Below are 23954 nucleotides of genomic sequence, written 5' to 3'. Positions count from 1 at the left end.
TGAGACTTCGCGCACCTTTTAGCGCACATACTTTTCGGACAGCAGGCTCACAGCTAGCGTCTCGCCAATGTCGTCCACCACTCACCCGGGAATCACCGCCACTCCCCTCCGCACCGCGCCCGCCCCCAGAGCCGGGCGGCGGCGTGACCCGTACTTCGACAACGCGAAGTACCTCGCCATCCTGCTCGTGGCCGTGGGGCACGTGCTCCCCGTGGTGGTGGAGGGCAGCCGGACGACCAGAACCCTGTACATGCTGGTGTACGCCTTCCACATGCCGGCCTTCGTCCTGATATCCGGCTACCTCTCGCGCAGCTACACCGGGCGCCCCGACCAGCTGCGGCGGCTGCTCACCGGGATCGTCGTGCCGTACCTCGTCTTCGAGGTCGCGTACACCCTGCTCATCCGCTGGGGAGCGCAGCCCGAACGCCCGTACAGCCTGCTCCACCCCTCGTACCTGATGTGGTTCCTGATCGCGCTGTTCGTCTGGCGGGTGACCGCCCCCTTCTGGTCGGTCATCCGCTGGCCGGTGCCCGTGTCCGTCGGGATCGGGGCGCTGGCCGCGATCACCCCCGGCCTGGACGGTGTCATCGGCATGCAGCGGGTGCTGCAGTTCCTGCCGTTCTTCGTGATCGGGCTCCGCATGCGGCCCGAGCACTTCCTGTTCCTGCGGCGGCGGCCGGTGCGGATCGTGGCCGCCCTGGTCTTCGCCGGCGCCCTGCCCTTCACCTACTGGGCGACCGCCAGCATCTACATGACCTGGTTCTACCGGACCGTGAGCGCCCAGGAGATGGGGGTGGCGTGGTGGCCCGGGCTCATCAGGGTCGGCGCCCTCTTCGTCTGCACGCTGATCCTCACGGCGGCCTTCCTCGCCCTGGTCCCCGCCCGCAAGCGCTGGTTCACGGTGCTCGGCTCCGGCACCATCTGCGGCTACCTGCTGCACGGACTCCTCATCCGGGGCGGGCAGTACTCGGGCTTCTTCGACCAGTACCCGTCGCTCGGCACGCCGGCCGGCCGCGTCCTCCTCTCCGTGACGACGCTCGCCGTGATGACACTGCTGTGCACCCCGGTGGTGCACCGGATCATGAAGCCGGTGACGGAGCCGGAGCTGGCCTGGGCGTTCAGGAAGGACGGGAGAGAAGGAGAAGCGCCCGGTCGTCGTTGACGTCCTTGGCGACGGCCTCGATCAGGTGCCAGGCGACGCCCTCGAAACCCTCGGCGACACAGCGGTCGGCCTCGCCGGTGAGACGGTCGATGCCCTCCGCGATGTCCCGGTCGGCGGCCTCCACCAGGCCGTCGGTGAAGAGCATCAGGACGTCGCCGGGGCGCAGCGAGCCCTTGACCGGGTGGAACTCCGCCCCGTCGTAGACGCCGAGGAGGGGCCCGTCGGCGGCCTTCTCCTCCCAGCGGCCGCTGCCCGCGTGGAGCTGGAGGGCGGGCAGGTGGCCGGCGGAGAACAGCTCGTAGTCGCCGGACTCCAGGTCGAGGACGAGATGGATCGAGGTGGCGAAGCCCTCGTCCCAGTTCTGGCGGAGGAGGTAGCCGTTGGCCGCCGGGAGGAAGCCGTGCGGCGGGAGCGAGCCGAGGAGGCCGCCGAAGGCGCCGGAGAGCAGCAGGGAGCGGGAGGCCGCGTCCATGCCCTTGCCGGAGACGTCGGTGAGGACGACCTCCAGGGTGCGTCCGCCGTGGGTGCGGGCAGCGACGACGAAGTCGCCCGAGAAGGACTGGCCGCCGGCCGGGCGCAGCGCCATCTCACGGTGCCAGCCCTTGGGGAGCCGGGGCAGGGCGCTCTGGACGCGGATGCGCTCGCGCAGATCGAAGAGCATGGTGCCGCCGCGCCGCCAGGGCACACCGACGCGGGCGCGGAACTGGGCGATGAGCAGCCCGAAGAGTCCGCAGGCGGCGACGACCAGGACGGTGCCGGGGGTGACCCTGGCCGGACCCTGGGTGTACGGGCCGAGGACGACGGACTCGACGATGAGGGCGCCGGCGGCCGCCGCGTACAGACCGAGCAGGCTGGCGGGGCGCAGCAGCAGGCCGCCGGCCACGATGGGCAGGACGAGCGCGGCGGGTGCGCACCACACCGGGTTGAGGAGGGTCCCGCACGCGATGGCGGGGATCATCAGGAGGAGACCGGCGAAGGCGAGCCAGTCGGCGCCGTCGCCGCGGAAGTAGTCGACGGCGGATCTGCGCAGCGCGACGCGGGCCCGGCGCACGCGCCTGCGTGTCCGGGCCGCGTACGTGTTCACTCCGGCGCGCTGTCCCATTGGCCTGGACCCTATCCATCCCTTCGGACATCGTGCAGGGGTACCCCGGTGACAAGGTGCGTGAAATCGGGTCGCCCCGGGCGCGCGCCGCTGATATCGATGGCATATGACGACTGAACTGCGGGTTCTCGACCCGTCGGAGTGGGACCGCTGGTACGGGGTGCTGGAGCTTGCGTTCGGCGGTGTGCCGGAGTCGCCGGAGGAGCGGCAGCTCTGGCAGGACCTGACCGAGTACGACCGTTCCCTGGGTGCCTGGGACGGCGATCTGTGCGTGGGGACGGCGGGGGCGTTCACGTTCAGGCTGACGGTGCCGGGCGGGGCGTCGGTCCCGGCGGGCGGGGTGACGATGGTGAGCGTGGCCGGAACTCATCGGCGGCGCGGGATCCTGACCTCGATGATGCGGCGGCAGCTGGACGACCTGCGGAGCTGGGGCGAGCCGCTGGCGGTCCTGACGGCCTCCGAGCCGGAGATCTACGGCCGCTTCGGCTATGGCGCGGCAACGTACGCGGCGCACGCGACCATCGACAGGACCCGGGTGCGGCTGACCGCGCCGGAGGGCGTGGACGACGTGAGGCTGCGGGTGACGACTCCGGCGGAGGCGCTGGAGGCGACCGAGGCGGTGTACGCGAAGCTGGTTCCCGGCCGGCCCGGGATGCTGGCGCGACGGCCCGGCTGGGAGCGGCAGGCGCTGCTCGACCCGCCGGGTGACCGAGAGGGTGCCTCACCGCGGCTGTGTGTGCTCGCCGAGCGGGACGCTGAGGTCGTCGGGTACGCGCACTACGCGATCAAGCCGGACTGGTCCTTCGCGGGGCCAGACGGTTCCGTCTCGGTGCACCAGCTGGCCGGCCTCGACGCGGTGGCGGAGGCGGCGCTGTGGCGCTTCCTGTGTTCGGTGGACCTGACGACGAAGGTGAAGATCCACAGCCGGCCGGTGGACGACGCCTGGCAGCACCTGGTGACGAATGTCCGGCGCTGCGAGCCGACGCTGCGGGAGATCCTGTTCGTGCGGCTCGTGGAGGTGGGCGCGGCGCTTGAGGCGCGGACGTATCAGGCGCCGGTGGACGTGGTGTTCGAGGTCGAGGACGCGTTCTGTCCCTGGAACGCGGGGCGGTGGCGGTTGACGGGGGACGCGAAGGGGGCGACGTGCGTGCGTACCGGGGACGCGCCCGATCTCGCGCTGTCCGTGCGGGAGCTGGGGGCCGCGTACCTGGGCGGGACCTCGTTGATGTCGCTGGCCTCGGCCGGGCGGGTGCGGGAGCTTCGGGAAGGGGCGCTGGTCGAGGCGTCCGTCGCTTTCGGGTCACCTGTCGCGCCCTGGTTGCCGCACGGGTTCTAGGGGCGGGGCGGCAACGGGTCGGGCATCGCCCTCGGGTGCCCACCCTTATCCTCCCCCTAGGACTTCGTCCTGGGGGGACCCCCAGGCGGAACGTCTGCCCACACCTAGGCCTGGCAGCTCGGGCACCAGAAGAGGTTGCGGTTCGCCAGGTCCGCCGTGCGGATGTCCGTCGTGCAGATGTGGCACGGCTGGTTCGCCCGGCGGTAGACGTAGACCTCGCCGCCGTGGTCGTCCACTCGGGGCGGGCGGCCCATGGCCTCCGGGGTGTGTTCGGGGCGGACCGTGTCGATGCGGTTCAGGCGGACGCCCTCGCGCATGAGGACCGCCAGGTCCTCCCAGATCGCGTCCCACTCTCCCGCCGTGAGGTCCCTGCCCGCGCGGTACGGGTCGATGCCGTGCCGGAAGAGGACCTCGGCGCGGTAGACGTTGCCGACGCCCGCGATGACCTTCTGGTCCATGAGGAGGGCGGCGATCGTCGTCCGGGACTTCGAGATCCGGTGCCAGGCCCTCGCCCGGTCGTCGTCCTCGCGGAGCGGGTCCGGGCCGAGGCGGTCGTGTATCGCCTGCTTCTCGGCGTCCGTGATCAGCGCGCAGGTGGTGGGGCCCCGCAGGTCCACGTACGAGTCGGGGTTGGCGAGGCGCAGTCGGACCGTGTCCGTGGGCGGCGGAGCCGGGGCGTCGCCGAAGTTCACCTTGCCGAAGAGGCCCAGGTGGATGTGGATCCATTCCTCGCCGGGGAAGCCCAGGAAGAGGTGCTTCCCGTGGGCCTCCGTCGTCTCCAGGGTCGTGCCGTCGAGCAGGGCCGCCGAGTCGGAGAACTTGCCCTGGGGGCTGGAGACGCGCACGGGCCGGCCGCCGAACCGCTCGCGGTGGTCGGCGGCCAGCCGGTGGATGGTGTGCCCCTCGGGCATCAGGCGGTCGGCTCCTGCGGGTGGTGCGCGGGGATCGGGGGGAGCTCGCCGGTGGTCTCGTACGTCGACAGCATGTCGATGCGGCGGGTGTGACGCTCGTCACCCGAGTACGGGGTGTTCAGGAAGATCTCGACGAACTTGGTCGCCTCTTCCTGGGTGTGCATCCGGCCGCCGACGGAGATCACGTTGGCGTTGTTGTGCTCGCGGCCGAGGGCGGCGGTCTGCTCGCTCCAGGCGAGGGCGGCGCGCACCCCCTTCACCTTGTTCGCGGCGATCTGCTCGCCGTTGCCGGAGCCGCCGATGACGATGCCCAGGCTGTCCGGGTCGGCGGCCGTCTTCTCGGCGGCACGCAGGCAGAACGGCGGGTAGTCGTCGAGGGCGTCGTAGATGTGAGGACCGCAGTCGACGGGCTCGTGGCCGTGGGCCTTGAGCCACTCGACGAGGTGGTTCTTTAGTTCAAAGCCGGCGTGGTCGGAACCGATATAGACGCGCATGATGCCGAGTGTGGCACGTCAGGGCCCGGGTAGCAGGCAGCGGGGTCGGGAGCTTCACCCGACCTGGTACGGACCTTCGACTCTCGCGAGGTCGCCCGTACAACGATCCGGAATGAGGTCTTCCGATCATCCCTGCTCACGGGGTTCAATGCTCAGGCTCGCGACCCGAGCGCCCCCCACACACGAGGAAGCGTCTGTGAACACGCAACCGACCCTGACGAAGGACGGCCAGGAGACCGGCACCACCGGCACCCCGCAGTCCTCCGACGGTCTCAAGGCCGGGCTCAAGAACCGCCACCTGTCGATGATCGCGATCGGCGGCGTCATCGGCGCCGGTCTCTTCGTCGGCTCCGGCTCCGGCATCGCCGCGGCCGGCCCCGCGATCCTCCTCTCGTACGCACTCGTCGGCGCCATGGTCGTCTTCGTGATGCGGATGCTCGGCGAGATGGCCGCCGCCCGGCCGTCCTCCGGCTCCTTCTCCGCCTACGCGGACCAGGCCCTGGGCCGCTGGGCCGGTTTCAGCATCGGCTGGCTGTACTGGTTCTTCTGGGTCGTCGTCCTCGCCGTCGAGGCGACCGCGGGCGCCAAGATCCTGGAGAGCTGGATCCCGGCCGTGCCGCAGTGGGGCTGGGCGCTCATCGTGATGGTGGTCCTCACGATCACCAACCTCGGCTCCGTCGCCTCGTACGGCGAGTTCGAGTTCTGGTTCGCCGGCATCAAGGTCGTCGCCATCGGCGCCTTCGTCGTCATCGGTCTGCTCGCGGTCTTCGGCGTGCTGCCCGGCTCGGACAACCCGGGCGCCGGATTCGCGCACCTCACCGACAGCGGGGGCTTCTTCCCGATGGGCGCGGGCGCGGTCCTCACCGGTGTGCTGATGGTCGTCTTCTCGTTCATGGGCAGCGAGATCGTCACGCTCGCCGCCGGCGAGTCGGAGGACCCGCAGAAGGCCGTCACCAAGGCCACCAACAGCGTGATCTGGCGGATCGGCGTCTTCTACCTGGGCTCGATCTTCGTCGTCCTGACGCTGCTGCCGTGGAACGACAAGTCGATCGTCGACAAGGGCTCGTACGTCGCCGCCCTCGACTCCATCGGCATCCCGCACGCCGGCCAGATCATGAACGTGATCGTCCTGACGGCCGTCCTGTCCTGCCTGAACTCGGGCCTCTACACCGCCTCCCGCATGGCCTTCTCGCTCGGCCAGCGCGGTGACGCGCCGAAGGCCTTCGCCAAGGTCAACAAGCGGGGCGTGCCGACCGCCGCGATCCTCGGCTCGGTCGTCTTCGGCTTCGTCGCGGTCTTCTTCAACTACAAGTGGCCGGACACCGTCTTCGCCTTCCTGCTGAACTCCTCCGGCGCGGTCGCGCTCTTCGTCTGGCTGGTCATCTGCGTGACCCAGCTGCGGATGCGCGGCATCATCCTGCGCGAGTCGCCGGAGAAGCTGATCGTGAAGATGTGGCTCTTCCCGTACCTGACCTGGGCGACCATCGCCATGATCGTCGGCGTCCTCGGCTACATGGTCTACGACGGCGGCAGCAACCGTGACCAGGTCGTGCTGTCCCTGCTCGTCGCCGCGCTCGTGATGGCGATCGCGGTGGTCCGCCAGCGGCTCGGCAAGAACGCCGGCGCCGAGGAGCTCGAGCGCGTGTAGCTCCCTCAGGCGTACGAAAGGGCCCCGCCGTTCCTCCGGGAACGGCGGGGCCCTTCGCGTACGGCTCCGGGGCTCAGCCCTTGCGGCCCACGAGCTTCCAGGCGGCCGGCAGGGCGCCCATGGCGAGCGCGGCCTTGAGGGCGTCGCCGATGAGGAACGGGGTGAGGCCGGCGGCGACGGCCTGACCGAGGGTCATGCCGGTGGCGAGGGCCAGGTACGGCACGCCGACGGCGTAGATGATCGCGGAGCCGAGGACCATCGCGCCGGCGGTACGGAGCACGGAGCGGTCGGCGCCGCGGCGGGCGAGGGCGCCGACCACGGTGGAGGCGAGGAGCATGCCGAGGATGTAGCCGAAGGACGGCATGCCGTAGCCGGAGGAGGCCTCGGCGAACCACGGGACGCCCGCCATGCCCGCGACCGCGTACAGGGCGAGGGCGAGGAAGCCGCGGCGGGCGCCGAACGCGGTGCCGACGAGCAGGGCGGCGAAGGTCTGGCCGGAGACCGGGACCGGGGAGCCGGGGACCGGGACCGTGATCTGCGCGGCGAGGCCGGTGAGGGCGGCGCCGCCGACGACCAGGGCGATGTCGCGGGCGCGGCTCGCCGGGAGGAGGTCGGCGAGGACGGTGCCCGCCCGGAGGGAGCGGGCGGGGGCGGCGGCGGTGCTCATCGGTACTCCGCGGGGTGAGGGTGGGAGGGACAGGTTGACGCTATGCCAGGAGTGAGCACCCGATCACCGTAAGGCGCCAACAAAGCGCGACCTGAGCCCTTCGTGGGGATTGAACAAACCCTGTTCTCCGCGCCTCGTGCCACGTGACGCTTGTCACTGGGACCTCATGCACAGAGGTCCCTTTTGCGCCAGGAACCTGTCAGCGGAGAGACTGTGGGGTCTCCATAAACCGACGAACCCGTACTGCTCAATGTCAACTTCTCGGCCGTAGGCGACTGAGCGAGTGGACTCGGTCATCGCAACCGATTCGCGCTCCCGACTGCCCCCTACGACAGGACGGTCACGGGTCGCATCCCCCGGATCCGGCTATGCCGGGTCCGGGGCGGGACTGTTGACGAAGCCCCACGCCAGGACACCCCGCTTGGCGATGTTGACCCCGGCGACGTGGTCGGCGGGGCCAGCGAGCCCGCACCGACGACAGCGGAAGAGCTCCCGAGTGGGCCTATTGGCGCGCTCGGTGTGACCGCAGCGCGGGCAGCGCTGCGAGGTATAGGCCGGGTCCACCTCTATGAACGGCACGCCTGCCCGGCGGGCCTTGTACTCCAGGAAGGAGCCGAGCTGGTGGAACGGCCAGGACGACAGTGTGGCCCGCTGGTCGCGTCGAACCGTGACCCGTTCGCGGATTCCCGCCAGTTCTTCAACGGCGATGCCGCGCCCGGTGCGTTGGGCGACGGCCACAATGTCCTTGGAGATCCTGTGGTTGATGTGGGCGGTGTGCCGAGCCTCCCGGCGCGCCCGCTTCTTCAGCAGTCGCACCGACGACCGAGTGCGCTTGGCCTGCAGCTCGGCCTTCTTGCGGGCCTGCCAACGCCGATACCGGTTCAAGCGACGGCCCGTGTAGTTGGTGCCGTCGCTGGTGGTGGCGAGGTTGCTGATGCCCCGGTCCACGCCGAGGAAGCCCTTTGGCTTGAACATCTCCGGTTCGGAGACATCGACGGTGGCGAGCAGGAACCACTTACCGTCCCGGTGCACCAGGTCGGACTCGCCCTTGCGGTGACCGGCCAGCTGCTTGAGTGCGCCCGGCGAGCACGCGAACCGCAGGTTCTTGACCCGACCATCGAGCGTCCAGATGGACACGGTCCGCCGGTCGTAGCTCCAGGACAAGCAACGGTCGTCGAACGTGTGCGCCGCATCGATGCGAAACACGATCGGCTTGGACTCGGCCATGCGACGCCGCTTCGAGCCCTCCTTGCCGAGATTCCCGGCCCGCATGTTCGCCCGCAAGGTGGCGTAGGCATCCACGACACGCTTGATCACATGCTGCGCCGCCTGAGCCCCCAGTCCTCGGGTCTTGAGCTCCCCGTACGACATCGATCGCAGATCCCGCACAGAGCCCTTGAGCCCGAAGCTCTCGAACGAACCTGCCGAGACGCGGTTCGCGCACTCGTTGACCGTGCGCAGGGTGCGCTCAAGGGCTGGCGCCTGTACGGCATCCGGCATGAGACGAACCTGCACCACGAGCTTCATGACGACCACCGTAGGGCGGCTGGCCCGGCCCGGGCGCCGAGCCGCCGAAACCAGCAAGCACTGTGATCCTCTTCACGATCGAGGTGTTTCCATGACAAAAGACCCGCCTCTTGTTCGTCGTTGCCCAGAGTCGGGCCCATCTGGCGCGAGCCGCACACACTCTCCGCACATCGGAATTGAATGTTCACTTTGAGTGAAGTTGGTGACCGTATAGCGGACATCTGTTCCTCGTGAGCGGGGCGGGCCACAGACTGTGGGCTCCCTCCCTCCTCAGCTAGTGAACAGGGCTCGCCCATGTCTCGGACCACCGCGCCCGCGCCGGCCGACCGCAAGGACGGCGCGACCGCACCTGCCGAGGGCCTCTCGCACGGCCTCAAGCAGCGCCATCTCTCGATGATCGCCCTCGGCGGAGTCATCGGTGCCGGGCTCTTCGTCGGCTCCGGCGCCGGCATCGCCGCCGCCGGTCCCTCGATCGTGATCGCCTACGCGATCTCGGGCATCCTCGTGATGCTCGTGATGCGGATGCTCGGCGAGATGTCGGCCGCGAACCCGGCCTCCGGCTCCTTCTCCGTCCACGCCGAACGCGCCTTCGGATCCTGGGCGGGCTTCACCTCGGGCTGGGCCTTCTGGTTCCTGCTCTGCGTCGCCGTCGGCCTGGAGGGCATCGGCGCCGCGAAGATCATGACCGGCTGGTTCCCCGGCAGCCCGGAGTGGGCCTGGGTCGCGCTCTTCATGCTGGTCTTCTGCGTCACCAACCTGGCGGCGGTGAAGAACTTCGGCGAGTTCGAGTTCTGGTTCGCCGCGCTCAAGGTCGGCGCGATCGTCCTCTTCCTCGGCATCGGCGTCCTCGCGATCGTCGGCGTCCTGCCCGGCACGGACTCCCCCGGCACCGCGAACCTCAGCGGCGCCGGCGGCTTCTTCCCGCACGGCTCCGAGGGCCTGATCGTGGGCCTGCTGGCCTCCGTCTTCGCGTACGGCGGCCTGGAGACGGTCACCATCGCGGCGGCCGAGTCGGAGCACCCGGTGCAGGGCGTCGCCAAGGCCGTCCGTACGGCGATGTGGCGGATCGCGCTCTTCTACATCGGCTCCATGGCGGTCATCGTCACCCTCGTCCCCTGGGACGACAAGGCGGTCGTCGAGAAGGGCCCGTACGTCGCCGCCCTCGACCACCTGGGCATCCCGGCGGCCGGCCAGATCATGAACGTGGTCGTCCTCGTCGCCCTGCTCTCCGCGATGAACGCCAACATCTACGGCGCCTCCCGGATGGCCGGTTCGCTGGTCGCGCGCGGCCAGGGCCCGAAGGCGCTGGGCAAGCTGTACGGCGGGGTGCCCCGCCCGGCCGTGCTCGTCTCCTGCGTCGTCGGCTTCGGCTGCGTGCTGCTGAGCTACTGGTCGCCGGACAAGGCCTTCATCTGGCTGCTCAACACCATCGGCGCGATCATCCTGGTCGTCTGGTTCTTCATCGCCGCTTCCCAGCTGGTGCTGCGCCGCCGCACCGAGCGCGAGGCGCCCGAGAAGCTGGTCGTGCGCATGTGGGCCTTCCCGGTGCTGACCTGGGTGGCGCTGGCCGGCATGGCGGCGATCTTCGTCCTGATGGCGCGCGAGGAGGGCACCCGCGTGCAGCTGATCTACACGGGCGCGCTGACGCTGGCGCTCGCGACGATCGGCTTCATCCGCCAGAAGAAAACGGCGGACCGGGCCTCCTGAGCCCCCCTTCCTGTACGCAGCCCCCGGACCACCACTCGGTCCGGGGGCTTCGTCGTACCTGGGGGGAGGACCCGGGCGCGGGACCTAGGACGAAGGACTGATCAACTTCCCCCGCACCTACTGTTAGCCTGCACTTGCATATAGGTTGCAATAAGCCGTCGAAGGGCTCGGGCACATGGCGATCTACACACTTCCGGAGCTGCCGTACGACTACGCGGCGCTGGAGCCGGTGATCAATCCGCAGATCATCGAGCTGCACCACGACAAGCACCACGCCGCATACGTCAAGGGCGCGAACGACACCCTGGAGCAGCTGGAAGAGGCGCGCGAGAAGGACCAGTGGGGTGCGATCAACGGCCTGGAGAAGAACCTCGCGTTCCACCTCTCCGGCCACATCCTGCACTCCATCTACTGGAACAACATGGACAGCCCGAAGGACGGGGGCGGCGGCGAGCCGCTGGCCGCCGACGGCGTCGGTGAGCTCGCGGACGCGATCACCGAGTCCTTCGGCTCCTTCGCCAAGTTCAAGGCCCAGCTGACCAAGGCCTCCGCGACCACCCAGGGCTCCGGCTGGGGCGTCCTCGCGTACGAGCCGATCAGCGGCCGGCTCATCGTCGAGCAGGTCTACGACCACCAGGGCAACGTCGGGCAGGGCTCGGTCCCGATCCTGGTCTTCGACGCCTGGGAGCACGCCTTCTACCTGCAGTACAAGAACCAGAAGGTCGACTTCATCGAGGCCATGTGGCAGGTCGTCAACTGGCAGGACGTGCACAGGCGCTACCTGTCGGCGAAGGCCAGCATCCCGCTGATCTCGTTCTGACCCCGCACTCCTGCTCGTGATCGTCTTCTCAACCTTCACCGGGCAGGCGGATGAAAGAAGAACCCCCGCGATGACGTGAATCGCGGGGGTTCTTCCGTACCGGGTGGCGCCTACTCGAAGCTGGGCGCCGACGTCCGGGTGCGCTTGATCTCGTAGAAGCCCGGCGTCGACGCCACGAGCAGCGTGCCGTCCCACAGCCGGGCGGCGTCGTCGCCGCGCGGGGTCGGGGTGACGACCGGGCCGAAGAAGGCGACCTCGTCGCCCGTCGGGCCCGGGACCGCGATGACCGGGGTGCCGACGTCCTGGCCGACCTTCTCTATGCCCTCCGTGTGGGAGGCGCGCAGCTCGGTGTCGTACGTGTCCTTGTCGGCGAAGTCCGCCAGGTCCTCGGGCAGGCCGACGTCCTTCAGGGCGCCGACGATCGCCTCGCGGGTCGGGCCCTCGCCGTTGTTGTGGAAGCGGGTGCCGAGCGCCGTGTAGAGCTTGCCGACGACCTCGTCGCCGTGCAGCTGCTGGGCGGCGATCACCACGCGGACCGGGCCCCAGGCCTGGGTCTCCAGCATCTCGCGGTACTCGGCGGGCACCTCGTCCAGCTTGTTCTCGTTGAGCACGGCCAGGCTCATGACCTTCCAGCGCACGTCGACCGGGCGGACCTGCTCCACCTCCAGCATCCAGCGGGAGGTCATCCAGGCCCAGGGGCACAGCGGGTCGAAGTAGAAGTCGGCGGTGGTCCTGGTCTCGGACATGTCACTCCTCGGTGAGGCCGCGGAAAGAAGTAGGTGGTGCGCCGAAAGAAGGGAACCCGCGGACGCGCTGACGCATTCCCGGGTCCCCCGGTGACAGCTGCACATGGGAGGATCGGTGCTGTTTCGAACGCGCCACGAAGGAGTGACCGTGCCCGGTGAGAATCTGTCCCGCGACGAGGCCCACGAGCGGGCCGCGCTGCTGTCCGTCGACGGGTACGAGGTCGTCCTCGACCTGCGGTCGGCCGTCGGCGAGTCCGAGGAGGCGGTGCGCACCTTCCGCTCGCTGACGACGATCCGGTTCCGCCGCACCGGCGAGGGCACGAGCACGTTCGTCGACCTGATCGCCCCCTCGGTGAACGCGGTCACGCTCAACGGCCGCTCGCTCGACCCTGCGGTGGTCTTCGACGGCGCGCGGATCGCGCTCGACGACCTCGCCGACGAGAACACGCTCGTGGTGGACGCCCAGTGCGCCTACAGCCGGACCGGCGAGGGCATGCACCGCTTCGTCGACCCGGAGGACGGCGAGGTCTACCTCTACACGCAGTACGAGCCGGCCGACGCCCGCCGGGTGCACGCCAACTTCGAGCAGCCGGACCTCAAGGCCCCGTACCGCTTCGCGGTGACCGCGCCGGAGGGCTGGACGGTCTGGTCGAACGGCGCGGGCGAGCAGGACGCCGAGGGCGTGTGGCGGTTCGCGGAGACGGCGCCGATCTCCACGTACATCACGTGCGTCGTGGCCGGCCCGTACCACTACGTGACCGACAGCTACACGCGCGGCGAGCTGGAGATCCCGCTCGGCGCGATGTGCCGGAAGTCGCTCGCGAAGCACTTCGACGCGGACGACGTCTTCCTGATCACCAAGCAGGGCTTCGACTTCTTCCACGACAACTTCGACTACCCGTACCCCTTCGGGAAGTACGACCAGGCCTTCGTCCCCGAGTACAACCTCGGCGCGATGGAGAACCCGGGCATGGTGACCTTCCGCGAGGAGTACATCTACCGGGGCAAGGTCACCCAGGCCGCGTACGAGAGCCGGGCCAACGTCATCCTGCACGAGATGGCGCACATGTGGTTCGGCGACCTGGTCACCATGGTGTGGTGGGACGACCTGTGGCTGAAGGAGTCCTTCGCGGACTTCATGGGCTCCTTCGCGAACGCCGAGGCCACCCGCTTCACCAACAGCTGGGTGACCTTCGCCAACAACCGCAAGGCCTGGGCGTACCGCGCCGACCAGCTGCCGTCCACGCACCCGATCACGGCCGACATCCGTGACCTGGAGGACGCCAAGCTCAACTTCGACGGCATCACGTACGCCAAGGGCGCCTCGGTGCTCAAGCAGCTCGTGGCGTACGCCGGGCGGGACGCGTTCCTGGAGGGCGCGCGCCGCTACTTCAAGCGCCACGCCTACGGGAACACGCGGCTGGCCGACCTCCTCGCGATCCTGGAGGAGACCTCCGGGCGCGACATGAAGACCTGGGCGAAGTCCTGGCTCCAGACCTCCGGCGTCAACAGCCTGACCCCGGCCGTCACGTACGACGCGGAGGGCCGGATCACCGAGCTCGCCGTCCTCCAGGAGGGCGACGAGCTGCGCCCGCACCGCGCCGCCGTGGGCCTCTACCGGCTCTCCGGCGGGGAGCTCGTGCGGTATGCGCGGGCCGAGGCCGACATCACCGGCGCCCGGACCGTCGTCGACGGGCTCGCGGGCGAGGAGAAGCCCGACCTGGTCCTCGTCAACGACGACGACCTCACCTACTGCAAGATCCGCTTCGACGAGGGCTCGCTCGCGACCCTGCGGGCGCACCTCGGCGACATCACCGACCCGCTGGCCCGCGCCCTGTGCTGGTCGGCGCTGTGGAACCTGACCCGCGACGGGCTCATGCCCGCCCGGGACTTCGTCTCCGTCGCGCTCGCCTTCGCGGGCCGCGAGACCGACATCGGCGTCCTCCAGATGGTCCACGGCTGGACGAAGTCGGCCGTCACGCTGTACGCGGCGCCCGCGTGGCGCGAGGCGGGCGGGCGGCTGCTCGCCGAGGGCGGGCTGCGCGAGCTGCGGGTGGCCGAGCCGGGCAGCGAGCACCAGCTGACCTGGGCGCGGTTCTTCGCGGCGACCGCCTCCGCCGAGGCCGACTTCCAGCTCCTGGAGGGGCTGCTCGACGGTACGGCGAAGATCGACGGCCTCGACGTCGACCAGGAGCTGCGCTGGGCGCTGCTCTCCCCGCTCGCCGTGCACGGCCGTGCGGACGAGGCCCGGATCGGCGAGGAGCTGGCCCTCGACGACACGGCGACGGGCAAGCGCCACCAGACCCGGCTGCTGGCCTCGCGGCCCTCGGCGGCGGTCAAGGCGCAGGCCTGGGCGCAGGTCGTCGAGTCGGACACCCTGTCGAACGCGCTGGTCGAGGCGACCATCGCGGGCTTCGTGCAGCCCTCGCAGCGCGAGCTGATCGCGCCGTACGCGGAGAAGTACTTCGCGGCGATCGAGCGGCTGTGGGGCGAGCGGTCGATCCAGATCGGCATCGACGTGGTCCGGGGCCTGTTCCCGGGGCTCCAGGACGACGAGGCGACGCTGGCCGCGACGGACACCTGGCTGTCGGAGCACGCGGCGGCGGCGCCGGCGCTGCGGCGACTGGTCCTGGAGGCCCGCGACGACCTGGCGCGGGCGCTGCGGGCGCAGAAGTGCGATGGCCTGGCGGCGTGAGGTCCTGACGACGGGGGCCGCGGACCGCGGCCCCCATCGGCACTCGAACGTGCGTACTTTAGGGCGAGGTTGTCCCTAAATGTCGACGAGCGTGTAACAGGGGTTAGGGGAGCCTTCGGGAGCGGAAGACCCCCGGCATGAACCACAACACCCCCATCACCCCCCGCCCCCTCCCTCTCTCCTCCCGCACCGGCTGCGCGCAACGACTCGCGTCCGCAGACCAGTTGAGGGCGCAGGGCATCCCCGCAGCCGAGGTCGCCGCGCACTGCCGGCCCGGCGGCTGGCAGCAGCTGCTGCCCGGTGTCTTCCTGCTCCAGCCCGGGCCGCCCACCAGCGAGGACCGGCTGCGCGCCGCCCTGCTCTACGCCCGCAGGACCGGCGCCGTCCCCGCGCAGGGCCCGGACGCGATGATCACCGGACTCGCCGCGCTGACCCTGCACCGCTTCTCCTCCGCTCCCCCGCTCACCGCCCAGGACCGGATCGACGTGCTCGTGCCGCGCACCCGGCGACTGCGCTCGACCGGCTGGGTGCGGGTCGTGCGCGCCGCGGAGTCGCCGGAGCCGGTGGAGCTCACGGGCCTCCCCGTCGCCCCGGTCGCCCGCGCCGTCGCCGACGCGGTGTCGGGCCTCACGGACGCGGAGACGGTACGCCGGCTGCTCACCGAGGCCGTGCGCGGCGGGCACTGCGAACCGGGCGCGGTGGTACGGGAGTTGAGCCGGGCCCGGCTGCTCTCCCGGCCGCACGTGGTGGACGCGGTGGACGCGCTGCTCGTCGAGGGGCGCTCGCTCTCCGAGCAGCGGCTCTACGAGATGGTGCGGGAGTTCGCGCTGCCGGACCCGCTGTGGAACGTGGACCTGCGGCTGCCGGGCGGCCCGCACCTGGGCGGGGTGGACGCCTACTGGCCGGACCAGGCGGTCGCCGTGGAGCTGGACACCCGGGCGCCCCGGCAGGACGACGACGAGCTGTGGACCGAGTACACCCGCAAGCGGGAGCACCTGGAGCGGCTCGGCATCACGGTCGTCCACCTCACCCCGCGCAAGCTGCGCGAGGCGATGGACCAGCAGGCCGCCGTGGTCCGTACGGCCCTGATGGCCGCGCCGGACCGGCAGCCCGCCGCGTACGTCGTCGTCCTGCCGCGGTGACGGCCTACTTCTTCGGGTCGGTGCCGCAGAACTCGGCCTCGACGACCTTCTCGGTGTCACCCTCCCAGTCGGCGTTGAAGTTGCCGGCGAGGGAGTGCTCGCCGTCGCGGGTCACCTGGGCCAGGGAGGTGGAGCCGTGGATGCCGCCGCCGTGCCCCCAGACCTCCTGGCCGCAGCTCAGCTTCTGCTTCATGAGCCCGAGGCCGTAGCCCACGTTCGGGTACTCGGGGGAGATCTGGACCGTGGTCGTCATCTCCTTCAGACCGTTCTTGGTGAGGAGCCGGCCCTTGAGCAGGGCCGAGTAGAAGGTCTGCAGGTCGCGGGAGTCGGAGATGATCTCGCCCGCCGCGCCCGCGAGGCTCGGGTTGAGGTCGGAGACCTCGTGGACGGGGGCGTTCTCGTCCCGGGAGAGCTTGGAGTACGCCGGGCTGCTGGGCTCCGGCATGGCCGAGCGGGTCCCGGGGACGGTGGTGGCGCGGAGCTTGAGCGGCTTGATGATCCGGTTCTCGACGGCCTTGCCGTACGGACGTCCCGTGACCTTCTCGATCACCATGCCGGCGAGGACGAAGTTGGTGTTGGAGTAGTTCCAGGAGGTGCCGGGCGCGAAGTCCGGCTTGTGGGTCATGGCGACGTCGACGAGCTGCTGCGGGGTCCAGGTGTCGTAGCGGTGCTCCAGGAAGCCGGGGCCGAAGACCTTGGCCTGGAATGCGGGGTCCTCGGTGTAGCTGTAGATGCCGCTGGTGTGGTTGAGCAGCTGACGGACGGTGATCGCGCTGCCGTCGTGGCCGTTGCCCCGGACGACACCGGGGAGCCACTTCTCGACCGGGTCGTCGAGGTCGATACGGCCCTCCGCCTGGAGCTGGAGGAGGACGGTGGCGGTGAAGGTCTTGGTGATGGAGCCGACCCGGTAGCGGTCGTTGCCCTTGCGCTCGCCCGCGGTGCCGGTCCAGCGGTCGCGCCCGTCGCGGGCCTGGGCGACGGCACCGGGCACGCCCTCGGCGACGGCGGCGTCCAGAGCCTGCTGGGTGGCCGCGTGGTCCTGCCGGTGCGCCGGCGCCTGCGCCGCGAGGGCGGGGGTGGCGAGGGCGGTGGCGGCGAGACCTGCCACGAGGGTGGCGGCGACGATGGTGCGGGCGGCTGACATGCGGGCTCCCCTGATCGTTGTACTGCGGTCAGGGGAGGGGACTGCCGGAGGGCGGGCGGGGTTGACCGCACGCGCGACGGTTGAGCCGTTTTCAGCCTTCTGGCAGGGGTCAGCGGTTGTCGTGCTCGGTGAGGTGCGAGCGCCCGAGGGGCGGCCGGTCGCGCCAGAGCTGGAGGCCGATGTCGACGAGTTCGACACGGGCGAGGGAGGGCACGGAGTCGAGCGGGTGCCAGGCGGCGAGGTCGGTGGAGCCGCCCTCCTCGTTCCGCAGGGCGCCGCCGGTGATCCGGGACTCGTAGAGGATCCGCAGCCCCTGCCAGTCGCCCGGGGCGCCGAGCAGGCGGAGCCAGGAGCGCCGGATGGAGTCGATGCCGAGGAGGGCGGTCGGCTCGGTCAGATAGCCGGTCTCCTCCTCGACCTCGCGGACGACGGTATGGACGGGGTCCTCGCCGTGGTCCATGCCGCCGCCCGGCAGGGTCCACCGCTTGACGCCGTCCTTCGCGACCCAGCGGGCGAGGAGTATCTCGCCGTCCCGGACACACACGGCGTAGGCCGCCACCCTCAACTCCTGCTGCATGAGCCGAGATTAGAGCCAGTACGCGGGATACGTCCGCCCCGTGACACGGGCGGCCGTCAGGCCGACGGCGACCAGGAGGAGGGAGGCGAGCGCGAGAAGGCCGAGAAACGACCAGAAGGGCGGGGCCTGGAGGGCGACGATGACGGCCGTCGCCGCGGCGGGCGAGTGGGGGGTACGGGCGAGCATCATCACGCCGAGGGCGAGACCGCCCGCCACGGCGGCGCCCCACGGGCCCGGTCCGGCCAGGGCGAGGACGGCGAAGCCGGTGAGGGCGGAGAGCAGCTGGCCGCCGACGACCGAGCGCGGCTGGGAGAGCGGCAGGTCGGGGGCGCCGGCCACGAGCGCCATGCTCGCGGCGAGGGGCGGGATGAGCAGCGGCTGGTGGAGGACGGCGCCGACGGCGACCAGGAGGAGGAGTGCGGTGCCCGCGGCGGCGGTGGAGGCGAGGACGACGCGGGGGCGGGGGCGCGGCGGGGCGGAGAGGCGGGGTGCGGCGGTGGACGCGGTGGCGGTGGACGCGGTGGCGGCGGTCGTCAACTGGGGCTCCAGAGTTTCGGGTTGGCCGGGGAGTACTCCGGTGGCGACCAGCGCAGGGGACTGCCGGCCGGGGTCTCGATCGTGCGGTCCACGCGGAAGCGGGTGACGCGGCCCTCGGGGCCGTACTCCGTGTGCGCGAGGCCGCTGAGCTGGAGGGTCGGTCCCGTCTCCCAGTCGAGGAAGAGCAGTCCCGCGCGGCCGTCCTCCTCCAGGTTGCCCAGGGTCAGGAACATGGAGTTGCCCGGGTAGTCGCGCCAGCTCAGCTCCCTGGGCGTGTCGACCCGGACGAAGCCGGGGTTGCCGCCGCGGTGGCTGGTGTCGAGGCCGTCCGGGGCTGCGGTGGAGACGAAGAACGTGTCCGCCGCCCGGATCCGGCGCATCTGGTCGGGGGTGAGGGCCTCGCCGTGCCGCGCCGTGCCCGCCTCGGGGCCGGCGGGCTCGGAGCCGTACCACTCCCGCTTCTGGAGGTACTTCGGGCAGTTCGAGAAGACCTGTTCGGCCTCGATCGTGAAGCCGCGGCCGCTGGTCCTCGCGGTGCCGTTGAGGCGCATGCGGCGGCGGGTGCGGGGGTCGAGGGCGAGGGTGCCGACGGGGGAGCCGTCGGGCGTGCCCTCGGGAAGGGCGGCGGCGACCGAGACCGTGTGGGGGCCGGTGGCCCGGACGAAGCCGGGCGCGCCGGTGAGCAGGGTGGACCAGACGCGGGCCTCGGCGTCCGCCGTGCCGATCATCAGCATGGGCTGGGCTTCGAGGAAGGCTGCGGCGATGGGGCGGATGCCGTGGGTGATGGAGGGGGCTATGTGCTCGGCTCGGTCTCTTACGCCGACCCTTGCCTGCACGGCGCGGGAGCCAGGGCTGTAGGCGGTGTTCACGGGTGCCTCCGGAGGGTGCGGGTCGTCGTGGTGCGGGGCCCTGGGCGCGGGTGGCGCGTTCGGCGTTGTGCCCACCCGTTCCGCCCTGGGGGTCCCCCCGGACGGAGTCTGGGGGAGGAACGATGGCCCACAACCGGGTTCGTCAGAAGAAGCCGCAGGTCGGGGCCGTTTCGTTCGGGGCTTCAGCCCCTTCCGCGCCCTTGGGGACCGAGATTTCCAGGCGGGTGCCGTCCGGGTCGTGGAAGAAGATGCCGCCCGAGGCCGCGCCCTCGCGGTGGGCGACGACGCCCTCGTACGCGAAGGTGGCGCCGCGCGCCGTGAGCGCGGCCTCGGCGGCGCGGACGTGCTCGATGGACTCCGCCTCGAAGGCCAGGTGGTGGAGGCCCGGCCGGCCGGAGTCGTAGGCACCCTCGGCCTGCTGCCAGAGCGTGAGGACCAGGCGGCCGTCCTGGCCGAGGAAGGCGTAGCTGCTGTCCTGCTCCGCGCCCTCGCCGAGGACGTCGAAGCCGAGGACGTCTCCGTAGAAGGCGAGCGAGCGCGTCAGGTCGGTGACGTTGAGGCCGACATGGTGGGTGGCGAGCGTGCCGATCGCGGGCATGGCGGTTCCCTCTCCGGTTCGGCCGCCCCTCTCGGGCTAACCTTCTAATTCGACTTTAGGGGTTAGCCGTGGAGGGAGTCAACCGTTCACGTACTCTTGAGGGGTTAGCTCACCGAGGAGGGTGTCCACCATGACCGTCGTCGATCCGCGTCCGCTCGTCGGCGAGCCGCTCTCCCTGGACCTCCTCAACACCCGCTGGAACGACGAAGGCGTCCGCCACGACCTGCTGGCGGATGTCGAGGGGCTCTCCGTCTGGCTCGCCGCCAACGGCCTGGACCAGCGGTTCACCGCCGACGCGGCCACCCTCCGGCACACCCTCGCCGCCCGGGACGCGCTCGCCGCGCTCGTCGACCGTCCCGGCGACCCCGCCGCCACCGCGCGCGTCGACGACGTCCTCGGGCACGGCCGCATCCGGCCCAGGCTCACCACCGAGGGCCCCGGCGAGGAGGCCGAGTTCGCGGACCCCGCCCGCGGTCCCGGCTGGACCGCCGCCCGCGACTACCTCGACCTGCTGCGCACCGCACCCGACCGGATCCGGGCCTGCGCCCACGAGGCCTGCGTCCTGCACTTCTTCGACACCTCGCGGAACGGCACCCGCCGCTGGTGCTCGATGGCCGTCTGCGGCAACCGCGCCAAGGCCTCCCGCCACTACGCCCGTACGAAGGAGAGTTGAGCCGTCCACCACGGCAACTCGCCCTGGTTCGGGTGATTTCGTCCCGCGTGGCGCGTCCACCGCGCTGGCGGGTTTGTGCCGCGGCGGCAATCCGGCACCCGACAACTCTCCCCAAACCCCTGTCACTTGCGAAAGGCTGAGCGGTCATCCGGCATCAGAATCCGGACACCGTCCTTTCACAAACAGGGATGTAAATGACCACCCCCGACACTCAGAGCTCCATACCCGGAAGCTCGACGCACGGGCCCAGACGCGCGGCCCGCGTCGCAGCCGCCGCCGGACTCGTGGCGGCGCTCGTCGCGACCGGCGCCGCGCCCGTGCTCGCCACCGAGGCCCCGGCGACCACTCCCCCGGTCAAGTCCTCGAACCCGGCCGACAAGCTCGGCGCCATCGACGCCCAGCGGCTCACCGAGGCCCAGGCGAGCGGCGAGAAGAACGTCACCGTCCTCGTCGCCACCGTCCCCGGCGCCACCGAGCAGGTCGCCGCGCAGCTGGACGCCGTCGCCGGCGCCTCCGTCGGCAAGCAGCAGGACGCCCTCGGCTACGTCCGCGCCACCCTGCCGACCGCCAAGGCCGCCGCCGCCATCAAGGCCGCCACCAACCTCTCCTCCGTCCAGTCCGTCGACCTCCAGGCGGAGGTCGCGCTGGACGACCCGACGCCGGACGCGGGCGCCGCGACGGGTGCCGTCGACGGCACCACCGTCGCCACGACGTACCCGGCCCCGGGCAAGGACACCCCGGCGAAGAACCCGTACAACCCCTCGTACGAGACGGGCGCGGTCGACTTCGTCAAGGAGCACCCGAAGGCCGACGGCCGCGGCGTGACCATCGGCATCCTGGACTCGGGTGTCGACCTCGGCCACCCGGCCCTGCAGAAGACCACCACCGGCGAGCGCAAGATCGTCGACTGGGTGACCGCCACCGACCCGGTCACCGAGGGCGACAACACCTGGCGCGCCCAGATCACCCCGGTCGCGGGCCCGGTCTTCACCGCCTCCGCGCAGAGCTGGAAGGCCCCCGCGGGCTCGTACCAGTTCAGCCGCTTCCAGGAGCGCTTCACCGCCGGTGGCGACCCGAAGGGCGACATCAACCGGGACGGCGACACCACCGACATCTTCGGCATGCTGTACGACCCGGCCGCCGGAACCGTCCGCGTGGACACCGACCAGAACAACGACTTCACGGACAACGCGCCGATGAAGCCGTACAAGGACGGCTACCAGGTCGGCTACTTCGGTACGGACAACCCGGCCACCGACGTCGCCGAGCGCACCCCGTTCGTCGTCGAGATCCGCAAGGACGTCGCGCTCGACGGCTGGGGCGACGACTACATCGGCAAGAAGGCCGACTTCGTCAACATCGGTCTCGTCGAGTCCGCGCACGGCACGCACGTCGCGGGCATCACCGCGGCCAACGGCCTCTTCGGCGGGAAGATGAGCGGCGCCGCCCCCGGCGCGAAGATCGTCTCCTCGCGCGCGTGCACCTGGTCCGGCGGCTGCACCAACACCGCCCTCACCGAGGGCATGACGGACCTCGTCGTCAACCGCGGCGTCGACATCGTCAACATGTCGATCGGCGGCCTGCCGCAGCAGAACGACGGCGACAACGTCCGCTCGCGCCTCTACACCCGCCTGATCGACCAGTACGGCGTCCAGCTGGTCATCTCGGCCGGCAACGAGGGCCCCGGCATCAACACGATCGGCGACCCCGGCCTGGCCGACAAGGTCCTCTCGGTCGGCGCGGCCGTCTCCCAGTCGACCTGGGCGGCCAACTACGGCTCGGCCGTCGAGAAGAAGTACGCCATGTTCCCCTTCTCCTCGCGCGGCCCGCGTGAGGACGGCGGCTTCACCCCGACCATCACCGCCCCCGGCTCGGCCGTGAACTCCATCCCGACCTGGCTGCCGGGCGCCGGCGTCGCCGAGGCGGGCTACACCCTGCCCGCCGGCTACGGCATGCTCAACGGCACCTCGATGTCCTCGCCGCAGGCGGCGGGCGCGAGCGCGCTGCTGATCTCGGCCGCGAAGCAGAAGGGCATCGCGCTCTCCCCGCTCACCCTGCGGACCGCGCTGACCTCCACCGCGAAGCGCATCCCCGGTGTCGCCGCGCACGAGCAGGGCTCGGGCCTCATGGACATCGAGGAGGCCTGGGAGTCGATCAAGGACGGCGCCACCGCCCACGACTACAAGGTCCAGGCGCCGGTCGACACCGTCATCTTCCCGGCCCCGCACACCGGCACCGGCGTGTACGACCGCGAGGGCGGCCTCAAGGTCGGCCAGAAGCGCGTCTACGACGTCACCATCACGCGCACCAGCGGCCCGGACCGCCCGGTCTGGCACGAGCTGAGCCTGAAGTACAACGACGGGACCTTCCGGATCCTCGGCGAGGACTTCGTCGCGCTGCCGCTCAACAAGCCGGTCACCGTCAAGCTCCAGGCCCGCGCCGCCACCGCCGGTGCGCACAGCGTCATCCTGGAGGCCGACGACCTGTTCACCGAGGGCGTCGACAAGCAGATCCTCGCCACCTCGATCGTCTCGAACGACCTGGTCGCCCCGGGCTACGGCTTCTCCGCCACCGGCTCGGTGCAGCGCAACAGCAGCAAGTCCTACTTCGTCACCGTGCCCGAGGGCGCCAAGACGCTGGAGGTCGCGCTCGGTGGTCTGAAGGAGAAGAGCCAGACCCGGTTCATCTCGATCCACCCGTACGGCGTCGGCGTCGAGGACAGCGCCACCACGCAGTGCTACCCGCACTACAACCCGGCCAACACCTGCCGCCCGGACCTGCGCTCCTACGCGAACCCGACGCCCGGCGTCTGGGAGATCGAGGTCGAGTCCCGCCGCACGTCGCCGGACCTGGACAACCCGTACACCCTGAACGTCACCGCGCTCGGCGCCGACTTCGACCCGGCCGTCCAGACGGTCGCCGAGGCGAAGATCGGCACCCCGGCCGCCGTCCAGTGGCAGGTCACCAACCGCTTCGCGGGCATCGCGGGCACCCTCAAGGGCGGCTCGCTCGGCTCGCAGAAGAGCGAGACGCCGACCATCCAGCACCACGAGAAGCAGACGAGGACCGTCACCATCGGTGAGGGCGTCGAGCGGCTCGACATCGCCATCGGCAACACCTCCGACAAGGCAGCCGACCTCGACCTCACGGTCACGCTGAACGGCGAGACCGTCGGCCAGTCGGCGGACGGCGACTCGGAGGAGTCCGTCTCCCTCGTGAAGCCGGCCGCGGGCACGTACACCGTCGTCATCGACGGCTACTCGGTCCAGGCCGCGGGCGGCACCACGTACGACTACAAGGACGTGTACTACTCGTCCGCGCTCGGCACCGTGAACGTCGACGAGTCGAAGCCGGTCACCCTGGCCAACGGCGCCACCGCCCCGGTGGCGGCCGAGGTCCTGGTCTCCGGCGCGGCCCCCGAGGGACGCCAGTTCTTCGGCGAGGTCCAGCTCCTCAACGCCCGCGGCACCGTCGCGGGCACCGGCAGCGTCCTGATCGGCGCGGTCACCCCGTAACACCCTGCGCGTGAGGGGGCGGGCACCGGAACCGGTGCCCGCCCCTTTCGCGTCCCGACACTCGTCCGCCCCTTGGACAATGGA

Annotated in this window: 20 protein-coding genes; 9 read left to right on the top strand and 11 right to left on the bottom strand. The window is 70.8% G+C overall.

Features of this window, described 5'->3' with window-relative positions; genetic code table 11:
* The first annotated feature begins 67 nt into the window (after positions 1 to 67).
* Complete coding sequence (locus tag AC07AW_RS08360; protein ID WP_478814682.1) at positions 68 to 1162, top strand: acyltransferase family protein; 1095 nt, start codon at positions 68 to 70, stop codon at positions 1160 to 1162.
* Here the strand turns inward: AC07AW_RS08360 and AC07AW_RS08355 are convergent.
* On the bottom strand, positions 1119 to 2264 hold the full coding sequence (locus AC07AW_RS08355; RefSeq protein ID WP_478814681.1) for a PP2C family protein-serine/threonine phosphatase: 1146 nt from the start codon (positions 2262 to 2264) through the stop codon (positions 1119 to 1121). The genes AC07AW_RS08360 and AC07AW_RS08355 overlap by 44 nt on opposite strands.
* A 106-nt stretch (positions 2265 to 2370) precedes the next feature.
* Between AC07AW_RS08355 and AC07AW_RS08350 the strand changes: the two genes are divergently transcribed.
* The gene (locus tag AC07AW_RS08350) at positions 2371 to 3600 is read left to right on the top strand and encodes a GNAT family N-acetyltransferase (RefSeq protein WP_478814680.1); all 1230 of its coding nucleotides are present in this window, start codon (positions 2371 to 2373) and stop codon (positions 3598 to 3600) included.
* A 104-nt stretch (positions 3601 to 3704) separates the two neighbouring features.
* Here the strand turns inward: AC07AW_RS08350 and AC07AW_RS08345 are convergent, their stop codons facing one another.
* Together AC07AW_RS08345 and AC07AW_RS08340 are read right to left on the bottom strand one after the other, a co-directional pair.
* Positions 3705 to 4511, bottom strand: coding sequence for an Fpg/Nei family DNA glycosylase (locus AC07AW_RS08345; RefSeq protein ID WP_478814679.1), 807 nt, complete (start codon positions 4509 to 4511; stop codon positions 3705 to 3707).
* On the bottom strand, positions 4511 to 5005 hold the full coding sequence (locus AC07AW_RS08340) for a ribose-5-phosphate isomerase (RefSeq protein ID WP_392153938.1): 495 nt from the start codon (positions 5003 to 5005) through the stop codon (positions 4511 to 4513). The genes AC07AW_RS08345 and AC07AW_RS08340 overlap by 1 nt, the downstream gene beginning before the upstream one ends.
* Positions 5006 to 5201: 196 nt before the next feature.
* On the opposite strand from AC07AW_RS08340, the gene AC07AW_RS08335 reads away from it, so the two are divergent.
* Complete coding sequence (locus AC07AW_RS08335; RefSeq protein WP_478814678.1) at positions 5202 to 6653, top strand: amino acid permease; 1452 nt, start codon at positions 5202 to 5204, stop codon at positions 6651 to 6653.
* 73 nt (positions 6654 to 6726) lie between these two features.
* On the opposite strand, the gene AC07AW_RS08330 is transcribed toward AC07AW_RS08335, so the two are convergent.
* Positions 6727 to 7320: a biotin transporter BioY gene (locus AC07AW_RS08330; protein WP_478814677.1), complete on the bottom strand. Its 594-nt coding sequence runs from the start codon at positions 7318 to 7320 to the stop codon at positions 6727 to 6729.
* A gap of 366 nt (positions 7321 to 7686) precedes the next feature.
* Positions 7687 to 8847 carry an RNA-guided endonuclease InsQ/TnpB family protein gene (locus AC07AW_RS08325; protein WP_478814676.1) on the bottom strand — a complete coding sequence of 387 codons (1161 nt, stop codon included), beginning with the start codon at positions 8845 to 8847 and terminating at the stop codon, positions 7687 to 7689.
* Between the two features lie 294 nt (positions 8848 to 9141).
* Between AC07AW_RS08325 and AC07AW_RS08320 the strand changes: the two genes are divergently transcribed.
* Together AC07AW_RS08320 and AC07AW_RS08315 are read left to right on the top strand one after the other, a co-directional pair.
* A complete protein-coding gene (locus tag AC07AW_RS08320) occupies positions 9142 to 10554 on the top strand; it encodes an amino acid permease (protein ID WP_478814675.1) in 1413 nt (470 codons plus the stop codon).
* A gap of 175 nt (positions 10555 to 10729) precedes the next feature.
* Positions 10730 to 11374 carry a superoxide dismutase gene (locus AC07AW_RS08315; RefSeq protein ID WP_478814674.1) on the top strand — a complete coding sequence of 215 codons (645 nt, stop codon included), beginning with the start codon at positions 10730 to 10732 and terminating at the stop codon, positions 11372 to 11374.
* Between the two features lie 110 nt (positions 11375 to 11484).
* Here the strand turns inward: AC07AW_RS08315 and AC07AW_RS08310 are convergent, their stop codons facing one another.
* Entirely contained in the window at positions 11485 to 12120 is a 636-nt protein-coding gene (locus AC07AW_RS08310) for a mycothiol-dependent nitroreductase Rv2466c family protein (protein WP_478814673.1), read from the bottom strand.
* A gap of 148 nt (positions 12121 to 12268) precedes the next feature.
* Between AC07AW_RS08310 and pepN the strand changes: the two genes are divergently transcribed.
* Entirely contained in the window at positions 12269 to 14815 is a 2547-nt protein-coding gene (gene pepN / locus AC07AW_RS08305) for an aminopeptidase N (protein WP_478814672.1), read from the top strand.
* 137 nt (positions 14816 to 14952) lie between these two features.
* Entirely contained in the window at positions 14953 to 15957 is a 1005-nt protein-coding gene (locus AC07AW_RS08300) for a hypothetical protein (RefSeq protein WP_478814671.1), read from the top strand.
* 4 nt (positions 15958 to 15961) lie between these two features.
* Here AC07AW_RS08300 and AC07AW_RS08295 read toward each other — a convergent pair whose 3' ends face one another.
* The 5 genes from AC07AW_RS08295 to AC07AW_RS08275 form a co-directional block, all read right to left on the bottom strand.
* Positions 15962 to 17101, bottom strand: coding sequence for a serine hydrolase domain-containing protein (locus AC07AW_RS08295; RefSeq protein WP_478814670.1), 1140 nt, complete (start codon positions 17099 to 17101; stop codon positions 15962 to 15964).
* A 109-nt stretch (positions 17102 to 17210) separates the two neighbouring features.
* The gene (locus tag AC07AW_RS08290; protein WP_478814669.1) at positions 17211 to 17678 is read right to left on the bottom strand and encodes an NUDIX hydrolase; all 468 of its coding nucleotides are present in this window, start codon (positions 17676 to 17678) and stop codon (positions 17211 to 17213) included.
* Between the two features lie 9 nt (positions 17679 to 17687).
* A complete protein-coding gene (locus tag AC07AW_RS08285) occupies positions 17688 to 18215 on the bottom strand; it encodes an HPP family protein (protein ID WP_478814668.1) in 528 nt (175 codons plus the stop codon).
* Positions 18212 to 18949: a pyridoxamine 5'-phosphate oxidase family protein gene (locus tag AC07AW_RS08280; RefSeq protein ID WP_478814667.1), complete on the bottom strand. Its 738-nt coding sequence runs from the start codon at positions 18947 to 18949 to the stop codon at positions 18212 to 18214. Before AC07AW_RS08280 ends, AC07AW_RS08285 begins: the two co-directional genes overlap by 4 nt.
* Before the next feature lie 277 nt (positions 18950 to 19226).
* Positions 19227 to 19682, bottom strand: a complete 456-nt coding sequence (locus AC07AW_RS08275) for a VOC family protein (RefSeq protein ID WP_478814666.1) — start codon at positions 19680 to 19682, stop codon at positions 19227 to 19229.
* A gap of 130 nt (positions 19683 to 19812) precedes the next feature.
* Here AC07AW_RS08275 and AC07AW_RS08270 point away from each other — a divergent pair, with 130 nt between their 5' ends.
* Both AC07AW_RS08270 and AC07AW_RS08265 read left to right on the top strand, forming a co-directional pair.
* Positions 19813 to 20355 (top strand): CGNR zinc finger domain-containing protein, encoded by a 543-nt coding sequence (locus tag AC07AW_RS08270; RefSeq protein ID WP_478814665.1) that lies wholly within the window; start codon positions 19813 to 19815, stop codon positions 20353 to 20355.
* A 194-nt stretch (positions 20356 to 20549) separates the two neighbouring features.
* The gene (locus AC07AW_RS08265; protein ID WP_478814664.1) at positions 20550 to 23870 is read left to right on the top strand and encodes a S8 family serine peptidase; all 3321 of its coding nucleotides are present in this window, start codon (positions 20550 to 20552) and stop codon (positions 23868 to 23870) included.
* The last annotated feature ends 84 nt before the right edge of the window (positions 23871 to 23954 follow it).

The organism is Streptomyces sp. NPDC044003 (assembly GCF_056435185.1).
This window is presented reverse-complemented; position numbering and strand designations above follow the sequence as displayed.

What these genes read in the sequence shown, in the direction of transcription:
- AC07AW_RS08270 (WP_478814665.1), top strand. Translation starts at nt 19,813, where the DNA reads ATGACCGTCGTCGATCCGCGTCCGCTCGTCGGCGAGCCGCTCTCCCTG.
- AC07AW_RS08315 (WP_478814674.1), top strand. Translation starts at nt 10,730, where the DNA reads ATGGCGATCTACACACTTCCGGAGCTGCCGTACGACTACGCGGCGCTG.
- AC07AW_RS08350 (WP_478814680.1), top strand. Translation starts at nt 2,371, where the DNA reads ATGACGACTGAACTGCGGGTTCTCGACCCGTCGGAGTGGGACCGCTGG.
- AC07AW_RS08280 (WP_478814667.1), bottom strand. Translation starts at nt 18,949, where the DNA reads ATGCTGATGATCGGCACGGCGGACGCCGAGGCCCGCGTCTGGTCCACC.
- AC07AW_RS08345 (WP_478814679.1), bottom strand. Translation starts at nt 4,511, where the DNA reads ATGCCCGAGGGGCACACCATCCACCGGCTGGCCGCCGACCACCGCGAG.
- AC07AW_RS08355 (WP_478814681.1), bottom strand. Translation starts at nt 2,264, where the DNA reads ATGGGACAGCGCGCCGGAGTGAACACGTACGCGGCCCGGACACGCAGG.
- AC07AW_RS08320 (WP_478814675.1), top strand. Translation starts at nt 9,142, where the DNA reads ATGTCTCGGACCACCGCGCCCGCGCCGGCCGACCGCAAGGACGGCGCG.
- AC07AW_RS08290 (WP_478814669.1), bottom strand. Translation starts at nt 17,678, where the DNA reads ATGCAGCAGGAGTTGAGGGTGGCGGCCTACGCCGTGTGTGTCCGGGAC.
- AC07AW_RS08310 (WP_478814673.1), bottom strand. Translation starts at nt 12,120, where the DNA reads ATGTCCGAGACCAGGACCACCGCCGACTTCTACTTCGACCCGCTGTGC.
- AC07AW_RS08300 (WP_478814671.1), top strand. Translation starts at nt 14,953, where the DNA reads ATGAACCACAACACCCCCATCACCCCCCGCCCCCTCCCTCTCTCCTCC.
- AC07AW_RS08265 (WP_478814664.1), top strand. Translation starts at nt 20,550, where the DNA reads ATGACCACCCCCGACACTCAGAGCTCCATACCCGGAAGCTCGACGCAC.
- AC07AW_RS08330 (WP_478814677.1), bottom strand. Translation starts at nt 7,320, where the DNA reads ATGAGCACCGCCGCCGCCCCCGCCCGCTCCCTCCGGGCGGGCACCGTC.
- AC07AW_RS08325 (WP_478814676.1), bottom strand. Translation starts at nt 8,847, where the DNA reads ATGAAGCTCGTGGTGCAGGTTCGTCTCATGCCGGATGCCGTACAGGCG.
- AC07AW_RS08340 (WP_392153938.1), bottom strand. Translation starts at nt 5,005, where the DNA reads ATGCGCGTCTATATCGGTTCCGACCACGCCGGCTTTGAACTAAAGAAC.
- AC07AW_RS08275 (WP_478814666.1), bottom strand. Translation starts at nt 19,682, where the DNA reads ATGCCCGCGATCGGCACGCTCGCCACCCACCATGTCGGCCTCAACGTC.
- AC07AW_RS08360 (WP_478814682.1), top strand. Translation starts at nt 68, where the DNA reads ATGTCGTCCACCACTCACCCGGGAATCACCGCCACTCCCCTCCGCACC.
- AC07AW_RS08295 (WP_478814670.1), bottom strand. Translation starts at nt 17,101, where the DNA reads ATGTCAGCCGCCCGCACCATCGTCGCCGCCACCCTCGTGGCAGGTCTC.